Origin of the sequence: Pseudonocardia abyssalis (assembly GCF_019263705.2) — a bacterium.
In the GTDB taxonomy this organism is placed as follows: Bacteria; Actinomycetota; Actinomycetes; order Mycobacteriales; family Pseudonocardiaceae; genus Pseudonocardia; species Pseudonocardia abyssalis.
Window position 1 is genome coordinate 4219655 of sequence record NZ_JADQDK010000001.1, and the last position, 13992, is coordinate 4233646.

Below are 13992 nucleotides of genomic sequence, written 5' to 3' on the forward strand. Positions count from 1 at the left end.
TCTCGAGCCCCACCCTACGCCCGGGCCCTCCCCCACGGCCGCACCCCGGGCCGGGCGCGGGCCGTACGGCACCGGCCCCCGGATGCAGCGCCGCATGCCCTCACTCCACGGCGACTCGCGGGCGCGGAACCAGCGACTCGCGGGGTTCGGGCGGGCGGGGTGGGGTCAGGTGCGGGGCGGGAGGTCGGGACGGCGGCGGCTGGGCCGGGTGGCGATGTCCGGGGGCTGCACCGGCGGGGTGCGGTCGAGGGCCTCCAGCGCCAGGTCGACGGCCCGGTCGAGCTGGGGGTCGCGTCCGGCCGCCCAGTCCTGCGGCGTGACGACCACCTCGACGTCCGGCTCGACGCCGAAGTTCTCCACGTCCCAGCCCAGGTCGTCGAACCAGTGCGAGTAGCGCGGCTGTGTCACCCCCGTCCCGTCGACGAGCCGGTAGCGGCTGTCGATCCCGATCACGCCGCCCCACGTCCGCACGCCCACCACGGTCGCGATCCCGCGGCGCTTGAGCGCGACCGTCACGATGTCGCCGTCGGAGCCCGCGAGCTCGTCGGCGACGGCCACGACCGGACCGCGCGGGGCGTCCATCGGGTACGTGCGGGGCGGGCGGTGCCGCGCGATCGTCCACGCCGTGACCCGCCGCGCCAGCTTCTCCACCACGAGCTGCGAGGTGTGCCCGCCGCCGTTGATCCGCACGTCGAGCACCAGCCCGTCGCGGGTGATCTCGCGACCCAGGTCACGGTGCAGCTGCGCCCAGCCCGGCGCCATCATGTCCGGCACGTGCAGGTACCCCAGCCGCCCACCCGAGCGCTCCGTGACGTACGCGCGCCGGCCCGACACCCAGTCCTGGTAGCGCAGCTGGTCCTCGTCGGGCAGCGGCCGGACGACGACGCGGCGCACGTCGGCGCCCGAGCGCACGGTGATCTCGGTGAGCGTGTCGGCCGTGCCGGCGAGCAGCGGCGCGGGCCCCGCGGCGGGGTCGACGGGCCGCCCGGCCACCTCCAGCAGCACGTCACCGGCCCGGACGTCGACGCCGGGCGAGGCGAGGGGGCTGCGTGCGCCGGGCGCCGACGTCTCCGGCGGCAGGACGCGCTCGACCCGCCATCCCTCCGACGACGGCGCGAGGTCGGCACCGAGGAACGCCGGGGCGACCCCGTGCGGCCGCGGCCGGGCTCGCACGTAGGCGTGCGAGGAACCCAGCTCGCCCTGCAGCTCCCACAACAGGTCGACGAGGTCGTCGTAGCTGCCGACGGCGTCGACGAGCGGCCGGTAGCGCTCCTGCTCCGCGGCCCAGTCGACGTCGCCCATGTCGGCGGTCCAGAAGTGGTCGCGCATGAGGCGCGCGGCCTCGTCGAACATCTGGCGCCAGGACGCCGTCGGGTCGACGGTGACGGCGAGGCGCGAGAGGTCGACCTCGTACTCGTCGGCACCGTCGCCGCCGTCGGGTGCGCCGGAGCCGGAGCGGTCGGTGCGCAGGACCCGCAGCGCCGTGCCGTCGCGGACGAGCAGCCGGGTGCCGTCGCCGCTGACCGCGTACCCGTCGACGGCGTCGGCGATCACGTCGAGCTTGCGGCGCACGAGGTCGAAGCGCTCCAGCACGGTCCGCCGCGGCTTCTCCGACGTGCCCGCCCGCCCGTCGCCGAGCACGCCGTTGACCGGGCTGCGCAGCCACAGCAGGCAGTCCTTACCCGCGGTCAGACCGGAGTAGCGGGCCTCCACCACCGGCACCGGGACGACCCGCTCGGCCAGCCCGTCGACGTCGACGACGACCTCGGGCACCGAGGTCTCCTCCACGGCGGGCACGGACGCGGCGTCCGGCGACGACGGGTCGTCCGGGCCGGGCGCGGGCGGGTCGGCCGGGCCCTCGTCGCCGGGGCTGACCGGGCGACCGTCCGGGCTCGCCCCGAACGGCGACGGCGTGCGCGCGGCCAGCGGCACCAGGAACGGGCGCCACGACGCCGGGAACGTCAGGTCGAACGAGTGCTCGTCGTAGATCGGGTCGAAGCTGCGCCGCGACAGGAAAGCGAGGTAGCGGCCGTCGTGGGTGAACGCGGGCCGCCGGTCCGGGAATCGGGGCGGCGTGACCGGCACCAGCTCGCCGTCGGCGACGCGGGCGAGCACGATCCGCGTGGCCACCGCCTCCTCGACGGGCTCGGCGAACGCGAGCCACGCGCTGTCCGGCGACCAGTCCAGCCCCGACATCTCCACCCCGTCGGCGCTGCGGGCGAGCTCGCGGAGCTCCCCGGACGCGGCGTCGAGGAGCAGCAGCCGCCCGTCGTGGGTGGTCAGTGCGACGGTCGTGCCGTCCGGTGCGGGCGCGAGCTCCAGCACGCGGCCCAGCTCGCCCGCGCCGCTGCGGCGCGGGGCGTCGCCGGTCAGTGGATCCAGCGCGGCGACGCACACCGCGTCCTCACCGAGCACGTCGTCGACCCACACCGCGCGGTCGGTACCCAGCGGCCGCGCGAGCCGGGCCCGGGCCCCCGGGTCGGAGAGCAGCGTGCGCGCCGGGCCGTCGCGGTGGGTGAGCCGGTGCACGGTGCCGCGGAGCAGGACGATGCTGGTGCGCCCGGTCCGGTCGGGCACCGCGGCGTCGACGCGCCCGGCGACGCGGTACGGCTCGCGGGCGGTGCGCGGTCCGCCGAGCCGCACGTCGATGCGGCGGGGGTCGGCGCCGAGCGAGTCGAGGATCCACAGCTCCCCCGCCGACTCGTAGACGACGCGCTCGCCGTCGCTGGTGGCGTGGCGCACGTAGAACGCGGGTGCGCCCGCACCCCCGTGGTCGGTGTGGCGGCGCAGGTCGGTGCCGTTGTGCGCGATCGAGTAGAGGTTGCCCCAGCCTTCGTGGTCGGCGACGAACGCGATGCGCCCGCCCACCAGCATCGGCGATTCGATCTGCCCGCCGACGCCCGCGGCGACCCGCGCGAACGACCCCGCCGAGCCCGAGTCCCACCACAGCTTGCCGACGGTGCCGCCGCGGTAGCGCTTCCACCACGCGGGCTCGCGGGACAGCACGCTGAGCAGCAGCGTGCCGCTCGGGTCCGACACGAGGTCGCCGACCGGACCGACGGGCAGCGGCCGCGGCGCGCCCCCGGCCGCGGGGATCGCGAACGCGAACGTGCGGCGGGTCGAGTGGTAGCCCGTCGACGTCACGCCGAGCACCTCGTCGTCGGAGGTCCACCCGAGGTTGCGCGCCCGCGGATCGCCCCACCAGGTCAGCCGGCGTGCGACACCGCCGTCGAGCGCGGTGACGAAGACGTCGGGCCCGCCCTCGCGCCACGACGTCCACGCCACCCGGGTGCCGTCCGGGGAGATCCGCGGGTTTGCGACGGGCGCTCCGTCGGCGGTGACCCGGTGCGCGCGGCCCCCCGCGAGCGGGACCGTCCAGACGTCGTCCTCGGCCGCGAGTACGAGCGTGTCGCCCCGCAGATGGGGGAACCGGAGGTAGCTGGGCTGCGGCATGGAACGACCGTAGCCAGTCGGGGCCCCTACGGTCGCCTCACCCGGTCGGAGGCAGGATGCCCCCATGCGGCGTGCGAGTGCAGCGGTGGCCGTGGCTGCCGCACTGGTCCTGACCGGCTGTGCGGGGGCCTCCCCCGAGTCCGTCGCGGGGGGTGGCGCGGGCAGCGCTCCGGCGGGCGGCGCCGAGGGCGGGCCGAGCCGCACCGGCACCCCGGAGCTACGGGTCAGCGAGGTGGCCGGCGGGCTGGACAACCCGTGGGACGTCGGCGTGCTGCCCGACGGCCGGGTACTGGTGACCGAGCGCGACGGGCGGCTGAGCCTGCTGTCCGGCGTGACCGCGGGCGCCACCGTCGCCCCCGTCGCGGCCGACTTCTCCGACCTGCTCACCCAGGGCGAGGGCGGCCTGATGGGCATGGTCGTGCACACCGACTTCGCCGAGACCCGCCGGTTCACCACCTGCCAGACCCACGTCGAGGGCGGCACGCCCACCGACGTCCGGCTCGTCACCTGGGAGCTCGCCGCCGACGGGACCGCGGCCACCCGCGTCGCCGACCCGCTGGTCGGCGGCCTGCCGATCAACCCGTCCGGCCGGCACTCCGGCTGCCGCCCCACCCTCGCCGCCGACGGCGCGCTGCTGGTCGGCACCGGTGACACCGCGCGCGGCACGATCCCGCAGGACCTGTCCTCGCTCGGCGGGAAGGTGCTGCGCATCGACCTCGCCACCGGCGGCCCGGCCGAGGGCAACCCCTTCGCCGCCGCCGCCGACCCCGCGCAGCAGCTGATCTACACCTACGGCCACCGCAACGTGCAGGGCGTCGCCGTCGACGCGGCGGGCGCGGTCTGGACCGCGGAGCACGGCCCGAGCACCGACGACGAGGTCAACCTGCTGCGGGCGGGCGGCAACTACGGCTGGGACCCGGGCCAGGGCGGCACCGTCGGCGGCTACGACGAGTCGGTGCCGATGACCGACCTCACCCGCTTCCCCGACGCAGTCCCGGCCGCGTGGAGCTCCGGCAGCCCGGTCGAGGCCCTCTCGGGTGCCGCGTTCCTGTCCGGCAGCCAGTGGGGCGACCTCGACGGCACGCTCGTCGTCGGCGCTCTGCGCGGGCAGAAGCTGCTGTTCATGACGCCGGGCGGCGACGCGATCGCCTCCGTCGCGGTGCCCGGCGCCCTGGACGGCACCTACGGTCGGCTGCGCGCCGTGCGACTGGCCCCGGACGGCGCGCTGCTGGTCAGCACGTCCAACGGCAGCGATGACCGGATCCTCCGGATTGATCCGGTGTGAAGTAGATGTCCGATCCACATCCTCACCCCGGGTGACTCGTCAGGCCGAACGGGGCCCACCGGAGGCTCCTCGACCGGACTTCCGAGAGAGGGCACCCGATGTCGACGACCGTTCGTCGCGCTCTGATCGCCGCCGCCGCGGTCACCACCGTCGGCGCGGCCGTGTTCGCCCCCGCCGCGTTCGCCCCCGCCGCGTTCGCCCCCGCCGGCAAGGATGTGGCGATCCGGTCCCCCGCCAACGCCGGCACGCTGGCCCCGACCGGCACGCTGCCCGTAGACATCGGCTCCGACGCCGGATTCGACATCCACTCGACGCTGGCCGAGGCGTGAGCGACGGCGACACCGCGTTCGCCACGGTGGAGGTCGACGGCGGGCGCGTCCTGTGGAGCGTCGACCTGCGCACCGGCAGCGCCTTCGAGCTGGGCACGTTCGGCTACGACGTCACCGACCTCGCGGTGCAGCTCGACCGGTAGTCCCCGCACACACCGAACCCCCTACCCCTCCGGTGGGGGAGTTCGTGCGTTCAGCGCCCGTAGCGGATCGCGGCCTTCTCCCGCGCCCTCGCCGCCTCCACCTCACGGTCCTTCGGCGGGGCGGCGGTGACGAGGGAGTCCAGCAGCTCGCGCGTGGCCGCCTCGACGGCGGCGACGGCCCGCGCGAACGCGTCCGTGTTGGCGACGGACGGCTTGGCGGCGCCAGAGATCTTGCGCACGTACTGCAGGGCGGCCCCGTGCACCTCGTCCGGGGTGGCCGGCGGTTCGAAGTTGTGCAGGACCCGGATGTTGCGACACATGCGTCCGTCCTAGCGAACGAACGGCCCCCGCGTCCAGCGTGCAGGGGCCGTTCGTGCGGACGCGGGACTACAGGACGCGCATGTTCCCGTCCAACGTGCCCTCCGCCTGCCGGCGGTTGAGGACCGCGAGGCGCGTGAAGCTGTTGTCGAACGCGTCCTGCGTCAGGCCGCGCTCCTTGTACTCGGCCGCGAGCTGACGGGCGCCGTCCGGGATGCTCCACTTCGCCTCGAAGTCGAGCTCCTTGCGGGCGCGGGAGAAGTCGACGCGGTAGCTGCGGGGGTCGTTGCCCGCCTCGCCGGTGATGTTGAGCGTGGAGCCGGGCACGGCGTCGATGACGGCCTGCGCGATCTCCGCGACGGTGCGGTTGTTCTTCTCCGTACCCACGTTGAACGCGCGGGCGCGGACGACGTCGGCCGGCGCGGCCAGCCCGGCGACGACGGCACCGGCGATGTCCTCCGCGTGCGCGAGCGGGCGCCACGGGGTGCCGTCGGAGAGCACGGTGACCTCGCCGGTCAGGATCGCGCGGCCGACGAGGTTGTTCAGCACGATGTCGGCGCGCAGCCGCGGCGAGAAGCCGAACGCGGTGGCGTTGCGCAGCGAGAACGGCACGAAGTCGGAGTCGGCGAGCTTCGCGAGGTCGTCCTCGACGCGCACCTTCGAGATCGCGTAGGGCGTGACGGGCTTGAGCGGCGCGTCCTCGTCGACGAGGTCGTCACCGGACTGCGCGCCGTACACCGAGCAGGTGGAGGCGTAGGCGAAGCGCTGCACGCCGGCCTCCTTGGCCAGGGTGGCCAGCCGCGTCGACGCGTGGTGGTTGATGTCGTAGGTGATCTCCGGGGCCATCGACCCGAGCGGGTCGTTCGACAGCGCCGCCATGTGGACGACCGCGTCGTAGCCCGCGAGCTCGGCGACGGTGACGTCGCGCAGGTCGGTGGAGATGCCGTCGACGTCGGGGCGGTCGAGGCCGCCGAGGATGCAGTCGGCGAACAGGCCGGAGTCCAGGCCCGTCACCTCGTGCCCGGCGGCCGCCAGGATCGGGGCCATCACGGTGCCCAGGTAGCCCTGGTGGCCGGTCAGCAGAACTCGCACGTCGGGGGTCTCCTCGATTTCTAGTCGACCGGGTCGGGCCCGGTCAGCGGTGCCACTCCGAGCACCAGCTTGGACACGTGGAAGGCCTCGGCGTACCGGGCGTGGCACTGCACGCCCCGGATCCGCGCGAGGCCGGCGAACGTCTCGGGGTCGAACCAGCTGCGGTCGCGCTGGCTGCCGTAGTGCTCGTGCAGCTTCGCGACCTTCTCCCGCAGCACCGGCTCGGCCAGCGGCAGGTAGGCGGTGGGCTGGCGCAGGTCGCCGTCCCACTTGAGGATCTCGTAGCCCAGCGCGAGGTGGTCGCGGAACACGGTGGGCACGAGCTCGGCGAGGGTGCGGTGGTCCTGGTGGGCGTCGTGCGGCGACGGCGCGAAGATCAGGTCCGGCTCACCGTGCGAGCGCAGCTCCTCCAGACCCAGCTTGGCGCGCTCCCAGCGGGTGGGGACGCGGCCGTCGGGTAGGTCGAGCACCACCACCTCGAGCCGCGCACCGGGGCAGAACGCGGCCAGCGCGGCCCGCTCCTCCTCCTCGCGCATGGATCCCCCGCCGGTGAGGACGAGTGCGGACACCGTGATCCCGGGGTGCGACCGGCACAGCTCCAGCAGCGCTCCTCCGGCACCGATCGCGATGTCGTCGCAGTGGGCGCCCAGGAGCAGCATCCGGTCGAGCCGCTCGGGCAACAGGCTCAGCACGCTCGACAGTGTTCCACGGATGAACGACCGGGCTCACCCGTGGTGACGAAGGTCAGCGGTCGGCCAGCTTCGCCAGGCGCGCCGGGGTGGGCCAGCGGACGTCGTGCGCCCACCCGAACCGCTCGAAGATCCAGATGACGCGGGCCGAGATGTCGATCTGCCCGGGCAGCACGCCGTGGCGCGCGCAGGTGGGGTCGGCGTGGTGCAGGTTGTGCCAGGACTCGCCCATCGACAGCACCGCGAGCGGCCAGAAGTTGCGCGACCGGTCGCGCGAGCGGAACGGGCGCTTGCCGACCATGTGGCAGATCGAGTTGATCGACCAGGTGACGTGGTTGGAGATCGCCAGGCGCACCAGCCCGCCCCAGAAGAAGCCGGTGACCGCGCCCTGCCACGACCACGTCACCAGCCCGCCGATGACGGCCGGGAGCAGCAGGCTGGCCGCGACCCACAGGCCGAAGGTGCGGGCGACGCGGGTGATCGCACGGTCGGCGAGCAGGTCCGGGATGAACCGCGCGTGGTTGGTCTCGTTGCGGTCGAAGAACCAGCCCATGTGCGCGTGCAGGAACCCCTTGGCGACGGCGGCGGGTGACGTGCCGAACGCCCACGGCGAGTGCGGGTCGCCCTCCTTGTCGGAGAACGCGTGGTGCCGGCGGTGGTCGGCCACCCAGTTGAAGACGTTGCCCTGCACGGCCAGCGACCCGGAGATCGCGAGCGCGACCCGCAGCCACGGCTTCGTCTTGAACGCCTTGTGCGTGAAGTGCCGGTGGAAGCCGACGGTGATCCCGAGCACCGCGACGGCGTAGAAGCCCGCGAGCAGCGCGAGGTCGTGCCACCCGACGCCCCAGCCCCACGCGAGCGGGACCGCCGCGATCAGCGCGAGCATGGGCCCGCCGACGAAGACGTAGATCATCGCGTGCTGGAACCGGGTGCGCTGCCCCCCGAGGACGGGGTTGGGGCCTTCCCGCAACGGATCGGGAACGGCCTCGGCAGTGATCGACATCAGGCTCCTCGGGGTCGGGTCCGGCCACAGGGCGCCGGGGCGGCGACCCCGCGCTGCCCCGAGGGTAGGGGCCGGGCCGCGGGCCGCGCAGCCCCCGTGACGGGAACTCCGGGCGAATCGCCCCCGACCGGCAGATCGACGCCGCCGGTCGGCGCGGCGTACGGGTGAGTGCCCGTGCCAGGATGGAGGCCTGTCCGCCGTGGTGTAAGGGCAGCACTGCTGATTTTGGTTCAGTAGGTCCAGGTTCGAATCCTGGCGGCGGAGCCCCGGACACGACGAAGGGCGGACGACCGTGGTCGTCCGCCCTTCCGTCGGTTGCGCCTCAGCGACCGCTCGGCCGCGGCGGCGGGGTCGGCTCCGGCCGACCGTTGCCCGTGCACCTCATGTTGCGTCCCCTCGTGATGACCGGCCTCACTCGAGGCCGGCGTCCAGCGTGATCGTGGTGCCGGTCAGCGCCTTGCTGACCGGGCAGCCCTCCTTGGCCTTCTGCGCCGCGGCCTCGAAGCCCGCCGCGTCGAGACCCTCGACCTCACCGCGCACCGTGAGCGCGATGGAGCTGATGGCGAAGCCGCCGTTCGCCGTGTCCGGCCCGAGCGTGACGTCGGCCGTCACGTCGAGGGACTGGGGCGTGCCACCGGCCTCCGCGATGAGCGCCGAGAGCTGCATCGCGTAGCAGGAGGAATGCGCCGCGGCGATGAGCTCCTCCGGGCTGGTGGTGCCGCCCGCGTCGTCGGCCGCGCGCTTCGGGAAGCTGACGTCGTACGTGCCGACCTTGCTGCTGCTGAGCTCGACCTGTCCCGATCCCTGCTCGAGGGTGCCGTTCCAGGCGGTCCGTGCGCTGCGGGTGGGCATGGGGTGAACCTCCGGTGTTCGCGACGTCTCTGCCGGTTCAACCCCTGAGACGTCCCGACCATTCGGCTTCTCACACAGTGTGAGACGACCGGTCCCGGTTCAACGGCGAACGGGTGAATCCGGCGGATCGCCGCAGCTCCCGTACCCCCGATCCGGTGAGCGCCGCCCGTTCAGCGGTCGAGCGGTGCAGACCTCAGTGGACCTCGACCGGATCTCCGGGCTGCAGGAACTCGAACCACGCCTCGGCGTCCTCGTAGGCCATCCGGACGCAACCGGCCGACGGGGTGTGCAGGTTGCCCTCGTGGAAGGCGATGCCGCCGGGGGCGAAGAACACCGCGAACGGCATCGGCGCGCCGTTGAACTCGGCGCTCTTGTGGTCCTTGTTCTTCCAGTCGACGGTGAAGCTGCCGCGCGGGGTCTCGCGCCCCTCGCCGCCGGTGCTGACCGGCACCGGGCCGCGGACGATCTCGCCGTCGTCGATCAGCCAGGCCTGCTTCGACGCGATGTCGACGCAGGCCCGCGCCGTGACGGAGCAGGGCGTCCCGTCGATGATCCCGTCACCCGCCGTCGCGGTCCCGACCACACCGAACGCGGCCAGGCCGGAGACGACGAGCGCCACCGCCGTCCGCGCCCGGAACGAAACGCCCTTGCTGTGCGCACCCATCCGACGTCCTCACACCCGTGTACCTCGCGGGCCGGTTCGTCGTGCCGCGCGTCCGTCCGCCCAACGAGCCACGACGGGCGGTGGTTACTCACCGCAAGAGGTACTTGACGCAGAGCACCGACGTGAGCTTCACGGGACGTCCGGGGGGACGCTCCGGGCACGACGTAGGATCCCGGGGTACTCCGACCGGGGCCGCCCCCGCGACCACGGCCGGATCGCCAGTCGACCAGGGAGCCGCTCCCATGCCCGACCCCGTTCCCCCGGTGACCGCTCCGTCGGTCCCCCCGGCCGCGGCGATCGTCCTGGCCGCGGGCCGCGGCACGCGGATGCGCTCGGCCACGACGAAGGTGCTGCACCCCGTCGGCGGGCGCACCCTGCTCGGTCACGCCGTGCACGCCGTCGCCGCGCTGGACCCCGCGCACCTCGTCGTCGTACTCGGCCACGACCGCGAGCAGGTCACCGCCGCCGTCGACGGCATCGGTTCCGAGCTCGGCCGCACGGTGCACGTCGCCGTGCAGGACCGCCTGGTCGGCACCGGGCACGCCGTCGCCTGCGGGCTCACCGCCCTGCCCGACGACCTCACCGGCCCGGTCGTCGTCAGCAGCGGCGACGTCCCGATGCTCGAGACGCGCACCGTGCACGCCCTGCTCGCCGAGCACCGGCGCGGCGGTGCGGCGGTCACCGTCCTGACCACCGAGCCCGAGGACCCCTCCGGCTACGGCCGCGTGCTCCGCGAGCCCGACGGGTCCGTCGCCGCGATCGTCGAGGAGCGCGACGCCACCGCGGAGCAGCGCGCCGTCCGGGAGATCAACTCCGGCGTCTACGTGTTCGACGCCGCCTTCCTCCGCTCCGGGGTACCGCGCCTGCAGGCCACCAACAGCCAGGGCGAGCTGTACCTCACCGACCTCGTCGCGCTGGCCCGCGCCGACGGGGTGGTCGCCGGCGCCGTCGTCTGCACCGACCCGTGGCAGGTCGCGGGCGTCAACGACCGCGTCCAGCTGGCCGCTGTTCGCGCCGAGCTCAACCGGCGGCTGCTGGAGCGCTGGATGCGCGAGGGCGTCACCGTCGTCGACCCGGCCACCACCTGGGTCGACGTGCAGGTGCAGCTCGCCCCCGACGTCACGCTGCACCCGGGCACCCAGCTGCACGGCGTCACCTCGGTGGCGGGCGGGGCGCAGATCGGCCCGGACACCACGCTCACCTCCTGCGAGATCGGGGCCGGTGCGGTCGTCATCCGCACGCACGGCAGCGAGTCGGTGATCGGGGCGGGCGCGTCGGTCGGGCCGTTCGCCTACCTGCGGCCCGGGGCGCGGCTCGGCGAGCGCGGCAAGATCGGCACGTTCGTCGAGGTGAAGAACTCCGACATCGGGGCGGGCACCAAGGTGCCGCACCTGACCTACGTCGGCGACGCCTCGATCGGCGAGAACAGCAACATCGGGGCGGGCTCGGTGTTCGTCAACTACGACGGCGTGCGCAAGCAGCGCACCACGGTCGGCTCGCACGTCAAGACCGGCTCGGACAACACGTTCGTCGCACCCGTGCACGTCGGCGACGGGGCCTACACCGGCGCCGGCACCGTCGTACGCGAGGACGTGCCCCCGGGGGCGCTGGCCGTGTCGGCCGGGTCACAGCGCACCATCGAGGGATGGGTCGTGCGGAAGCGGCCCGACACCCCCGCCGCCCAGGCGGCCTACGACGCCCTGGAGGCTGACGCCCGGTGAGTGCCATGACCACTACCCCGAAGAAGAACCTGATGCTCTTCTCCGGGCGCGCCCACCCGGAGCTGGCCGAGCAGGTCTCCAAGCACCTCGACATCACGATCACGCCGCAGTCGGCCTACTCGTTCGCCAACGGCGAGATCTTCGTCCGGTTCGAGGAGTCGGTCCGTGGCTCCGACGCGTTCGTGCTGCAGAGCCACTCCGCTCCGATCAACGACCAGATCATGGAGCACCTGGTCATGGTCGATGCGCTCAAGCGCGCCTCGGCCAAGCGCATCACCGTCGTCATGCCGTTCTGGGGCTACGCGCGCCAGGACAAGAAGCACCGCGGCCGCGAGCCCATCTCCGCGCGCCTGATCGCCGACATGTTCCTCGTCGCGGGCGCCGACCGGATCATGACCGTCGACCTGCACACCGCCCAGATCCAGGGCTTCTTCGACGGCCCGGTCGACCACCTCTTCGCGCTGCCCGTGCTCGCCGAGTACATCAAGCGCACCTACGCCGACCGCGAGCTCGCCGTCGTCTCCCCCGACTCCGGTCGCGTCCGCCTGGCCGAGCGCTGGGCCGAGACCCTGGGCGGCACCCCGCTGGCGTTCATCCACAAGACGCGCGACCCGCGCAAGCCGAACGAGGCCGTCGCGAACCGGGTCGTCGGCGACATCGACGGCCGCACCTGCGTCGTCATCGACGACATGATCGACACCGGCGGCACGGTGGCCAAGGCGGTCGAGGCGCTGCTCGCCCAGGGCGCCCGCGACGTGATCGTCGCGGCCACCCACGGCGTGCTCTCCGGCCCGGCCACCGAGCGCCTGTCCACCTGCGGCGCGCGCGAGGTCGTCTTCACCGACACCCTGCCGATCCCGGACGAGAAGCGCTTCCCGGCGATGACCGTGCTGTCCATCGCACCGCTGCTGGCCCAGGCGATCCACCAGGTGTTCGACGACGGCTCGGTCACCAGCCTGTTCGACGGCAACGCCTGACCCGCGCGCCGGCGCCGGGCGGCCCCGGCGTATCGTTCTACGCAGTTCCGCGGCGAGGGCGGGTGCTGTTCTAGCCCGCCGTGATCGACGCAGGCCCGGTCCGTCCGGTGAGCCTCGCCGCGCGTCTCACACACGCAGACCGACCGAGGAGTACCACCGTGGCCGAGGCCCGAATCGACGCCGAGACCCGCACGGAGTTCGGCAAGGGCGCTGCCCGCCGCACCCGCCGCGCGGGCAAGATCCCCGCCGTGCTCTACGGGCACGGCACCGACCCGCAGCACCTCTCGCTCCCCGAGCTGGAGTTCAAGCGGATCGTCCGTGAGCAGGGGCGCAACGCCGTCGTCACGATCAACGTGGGCGGCACCCCGCAGCTCGCGCTGACCAAGACGGTCGTGCAGCACCCGATCCGTCCCTACATCGAGCACGTCGACCTGCTGGTCATCCGCCGTGGCGAGAAGGTCGTCGTCGACGTGCGCGTCGTCATCACCGGCTCCGCCGCCCCCGGCAGCCTGGTCACCCAGGAGCTCAACACCCTCGAGGTCGAGGCCGACGTGTCGTCGATCCCGGAGACCGTCGAGGTGTCCGTCGAGGGCCTGGCCATCGGCACGCAGATCCTGGCCGGCTCGCTGACGATGCCCGCCAACACCGACCTCCGCACCGACCCGGAGGCGCTGGTCGTGAACGTCAACGCCGCGCCGACCGAGGAGGACATGGAGGCCGAGATCGACGCCGACGGCGCCGGGGTCGTCGAGGACGCGCCGGAGACCGAGCAGGACGAGGCCACCGCCGCCGACGGGTCGTCGGACGAGAAGTCCGACTCGGACGCGGCCTCCAAGGAGAGCTGAGCCATGGAGCGGGGCTCTGCAGCGCCGGGCCCCGCCCTGGTGGTCGGTCTCGGCAATCCCGGCCCGGAGTACGCCGAGACCCGGCACAACGTCGGCTTCCGCGTCGTCGACCTGTTGGCGACGCGGGCCGGCGGTGGCCGGTTCTCCAAGCACCGCAGCAACGCCGACGTGCTGGAGGGCCGCCTCGCCGGGCGGCGGGTCGTGCTGGCCAAGCCGCGCACGTACATGAACGTGAGCGGCGGGCCGGTCGCGAACCTCGCGAAGTACTTCTCGGTGCCCGTCGAGGACATCGTCGTCGTGCACGACGAGCTCGACCTCGGCTTCGGCGTCGTCCGCCTCAAGCGCGGCGGCGGCGAGGGCGGGCACAACGGGCTGCGGTCGGTCACGTCGTCGATCGGCACGCGCGAGTACCTGCGCGTCCGCTTCGGCATCGGCCGCCCGCCCGGTCGCCAGGACCCGGCCGACTACGTGCTCAGGCGGTTCTCCGGGGCGGAGGCCAAGGAGCTGGAGTTCGCGGTCGACCTGGCCGCCGACGCCGCGGAGGCCCTGCTGCTGGACGGCCTGGAACCGGCGCAGAACCGGTTCCACGCGCTCTCCGGCTGACCGCCCCGGGTTCGCGCG

At 73.8% G+C, this 13992-nt stretch carries 14 protein-coding genes and 1 tRNA gene; 8 read left to right on the top strand and 7 right to left on the bottom strand.

Going from position 1 to position 13992, the window contains the following annotated elements; all coding sequences use genetic code 11:
- Window positions 1-165 precede the first annotated feature (165 nt).
- Window positions 166-3453 carry a S41 family peptidase gene (locus tag I4I81_RS31220; RefSeq protein WP_218616266.1) on the bottom strand — a complete coding sequence of 1096 codons (3288 nt, stop codon included), beginning with the start codon at window positions 3451-3453 and terminating at the stop codon, window positions 166-168.
- Window positions 3454-3517: 64 nt separating this feature from the next.
- On the opposite strand from I4I81_RS31220, the gene I4I81_RS20440 reads away from it, so the two are divergent.
- The 3 genes from I4I81_RS20440 to I4I81_RS20450 all read left to right on the top strand — a co-directional run bounded on the left by I4I81_RS20440 (window position 3518) and on the right by I4I81_RS20450 (window position 5210).
- Window positions 3518-4738, top strand: coding sequence for a PQQ-dependent sugar dehydrogenase (locus I4I81_RS20440; RefSeq protein ID WP_218605710.1), 1221 nt, complete (start codon window positions 3518-3520; stop codon window positions 4736-4738).
- Window positions 4739-4836: 98 nt separating this feature from the next.
- A complete protein-coding gene (locus tag I4I81_RS20445) occupies window positions 4837-5067 on the top strand; it encodes a DUF4394 domain-containing protein (RefSeq protein ID WP_218616267.1) in 231 nt (76 codons plus the stop codon).
- Window positions 5064-5210: a hypothetical protein gene (locus tag I4I81_RS20450; protein ID WP_218604007.1), complete on the top strand. Its 147-nt coding sequence runs from the start codon at window positions 5064-5066 to the stop codon at window positions 5208-5210. The genes I4I81_RS20445 and I4I81_RS20450 overlap by 4 nt, the downstream gene beginning before the upstream one ends.
- A gap of 50 nt (window positions 5211-5260) precedes the next feature.
- On the opposite strand, the gene I4I81_RS20455 is transcribed toward I4I81_RS20450, so the two are convergent.
- From I4I81_RS20455 to I4I81_RS20470, 4 genes are all read right to left on the bottom strand, one after another.
- The gene (locus I4I81_RS20455; RefSeq protein WP_218604008.1) at window positions 5261-5530 is read right to left on the bottom strand and encodes a DUF2277 domain-containing protein; all 270 of its coding nucleotides are present in this window, start codon (window positions 5528-5530) and stop codon (window positions 5261-5263) included.
- Between the two features lie 67 nt (window positions 5531-5597).
- On the bottom strand, window positions 5598-6620 hold the full coding sequence (locus I4I81_RS20460) for an NAD-dependent epimerase/dehydratase family protein (protein WP_218604009.1): 1023 nt from the start codon (window positions 6618-6620) through the stop codon (window positions 5598-5600).
- A gap of 20 nt (window positions 6621-6640) precedes the next feature.
- The gene (locus I4I81_RS20465) at window positions 6641-7312 is read right to left on the bottom strand and encodes a PIG-L deacetylase family protein (RefSeq protein WP_226363482.1); all 672 of its coding nucleotides are present in this window, start codon (window positions 7310-7312) and stop codon (window positions 6641-6643) included.
- 52 nt (window positions 7313-7364) lie between these two features.
- Window positions 7365-8312: an acyl-CoA desaturase gene (locus I4I81_RS20470; protein WP_218604010.1), complete on the bottom strand. Its 948-nt coding sequence runs from the start codon at window positions 8310-8312 to the stop codon at window positions 7365-7367.
- A 193-nt stretch (window positions 8313-8505) separates the two neighbouring features.
- Here I4I81_RS20470 and I4I81_RS20475 point away from each other — a divergent pair.
- Window positions 8506-8576: transfer RNA gene (locus tag I4I81_RS20475), tRNA-Gln, on the top strand.
- A 147-nt stretch (window positions 8577-8723) separates the two neighbouring features.
- On the opposite strand, the gene I4I81_RS20480 is transcribed toward I4I81_RS20475, so the two are convergent.
- Entirely contained in the window at window positions 8724-9164 is a 441-nt protein-coding gene (locus I4I81_RS20480) for an OsmC family protein (protein ID WP_218604011.1), read from the bottom strand.
- 193 nt (window positions 9165-9357) lie between these two features.
- Window positions 9358-9828 (bottom strand): L,D-transpeptidase, encoded by a 471-nt coding sequence (locus I4I81_RS20485; protein ID WP_218604012.1) that lies wholly within the window; start codon window positions 9826-9828, stop codon window positions 9358-9360.
- A 242-nt stretch (window positions 9829-10070) separates the two neighbouring features.
- On the opposite strand from I4I81_RS20485, the gene glmU reads away from it, so the two are divergent.
- The 4 genes from glmU to pth all read left to right on the top strand — a co-directional run bounded on the left by glmU (window position 10071) and on the right by pth (window position 13974).
- Entirely contained in the window at window positions 10071-11549 is a 1479-nt protein-coding gene (gene glmU / locus I4I81_RS20490) for a bifunctional UDP-N-acetylglucosamine diphosphorylase/glucosamine-1-phosphate N-acetyltransferase GlmU (protein ID WP_218604013.1), read from the top strand.
- A 5-nt stretch (window positions 11550-11554) separates the two neighbouring features.
- Window positions 11555-12526 carry a ribose-phosphate diphosphokinase gene (locus I4I81_RS20495; RefSeq protein ID WP_218604014.1) on the top strand — a complete coding sequence of 324 codons (972 nt, stop codon included), beginning with the start codon at window positions 11555-11557 and terminating at the stop codon, window positions 12524-12526.
- 158 nt (window positions 12527-12684) lie between these two features.
- Window positions 12685-13371, top strand: a complete 687-nt coding sequence (locus I4I81_RS20500) for a 50S ribosomal protein L25/general stress protein Ctc (RefSeq protein WP_218604015.1) — start codon at window positions 12685-12687, stop codon at window positions 13369-13371.
- Window positions 13372-13374: 3 nt separating this feature from the next.
- Complete coding sequence (gene pth / locus I4I81_RS20505) at window positions 13375-13974, top strand: aminoacyl-tRNA hydrolase (RefSeq protein WP_218604016.1); 600 nt, start codon at window positions 13375-13377, stop codon at window positions 13972-13974.
- The last annotated feature ends 18 nt before the right edge of the window (window positions 13975-13992 follow it).

What these genes read in the sequence shown, in the direction of transcription:
- I4I81_RS31220 (WP_218616266.1), bottom strand. Translation starts at nt 3,453, where the DNA reads ATGCCGCAGCCCAGCTACCTCCGGTTCCCCCATCTGCGGGGCGACACG.
- I4I81_RS20440 (WP_218605710.1), top strand. Translation starts at nt 3,518, where the DNA reads ATGCGGCGTGCGAGTGCAGCGGTGGCCGTGGCTGCCGCACTGGTCCTG.
- I4I81_RS20445 (WP_218616267.1), top strand. Translation starts at nt 4,837, where the DNA reads ATGTCGACGACCGTTCGTCGCGCTCTGATCGCCGCCGCCGCGGTCACC.
- I4I81_RS20455 (WP_218604008.1), bottom strand. Translation starts at nt 5,530, where the DNA reads ATGTGTCGCAACATCCGGGTCCTGCACAACTTCGAACCGCCGGCCACC.
- I4I81_RS20470 (WP_218604010.1), bottom strand. Translation starts at nt 8,312, where the DNA reads ATGTCGATCACTGCCGAGGCCGTTCCCGATCCGTTGCGGGAAGGCCCC.
- I4I81_RS20480 (WP_218604011.1), bottom strand. Translation starts at nt 9,164, where the DNA reads ATGCCCACCCGCAGCGCACGGACCGCCTGGAACGGCACCCTCGAGCAG.
- I4I81_RS20485 (WP_218604012.1), bottom strand. Translation starts at nt 9,828, where the DNA reads ATGGGTGCGCACAGCAAGGGCGTTTCGTTCCGGGCGCGGACGGCGGTG.
- glmU (WP_218604013.1), top strand. Translation starts at nt 10,071, where the DNA reads ATGCCCGACCCCGTTCCCCCGGTGACCGCTCCGTCGGTCCCCCCGGCC.
- I4I81_RS20495 (WP_218604014.1), top strand. Translation starts at nt 11,555, where the DNA reads ATGACCACTACCCCGAAGAAGAACCTGATGCTCTTCTCCGGGCGCGCC.
- pth (WP_218604016.1), top strand. Translation starts at nt 13,375, where the DNA reads ATGGAGCGGGGCTCTGCAGCGCCGGGCCCCGCCCTGGTGGTCGGTCTC.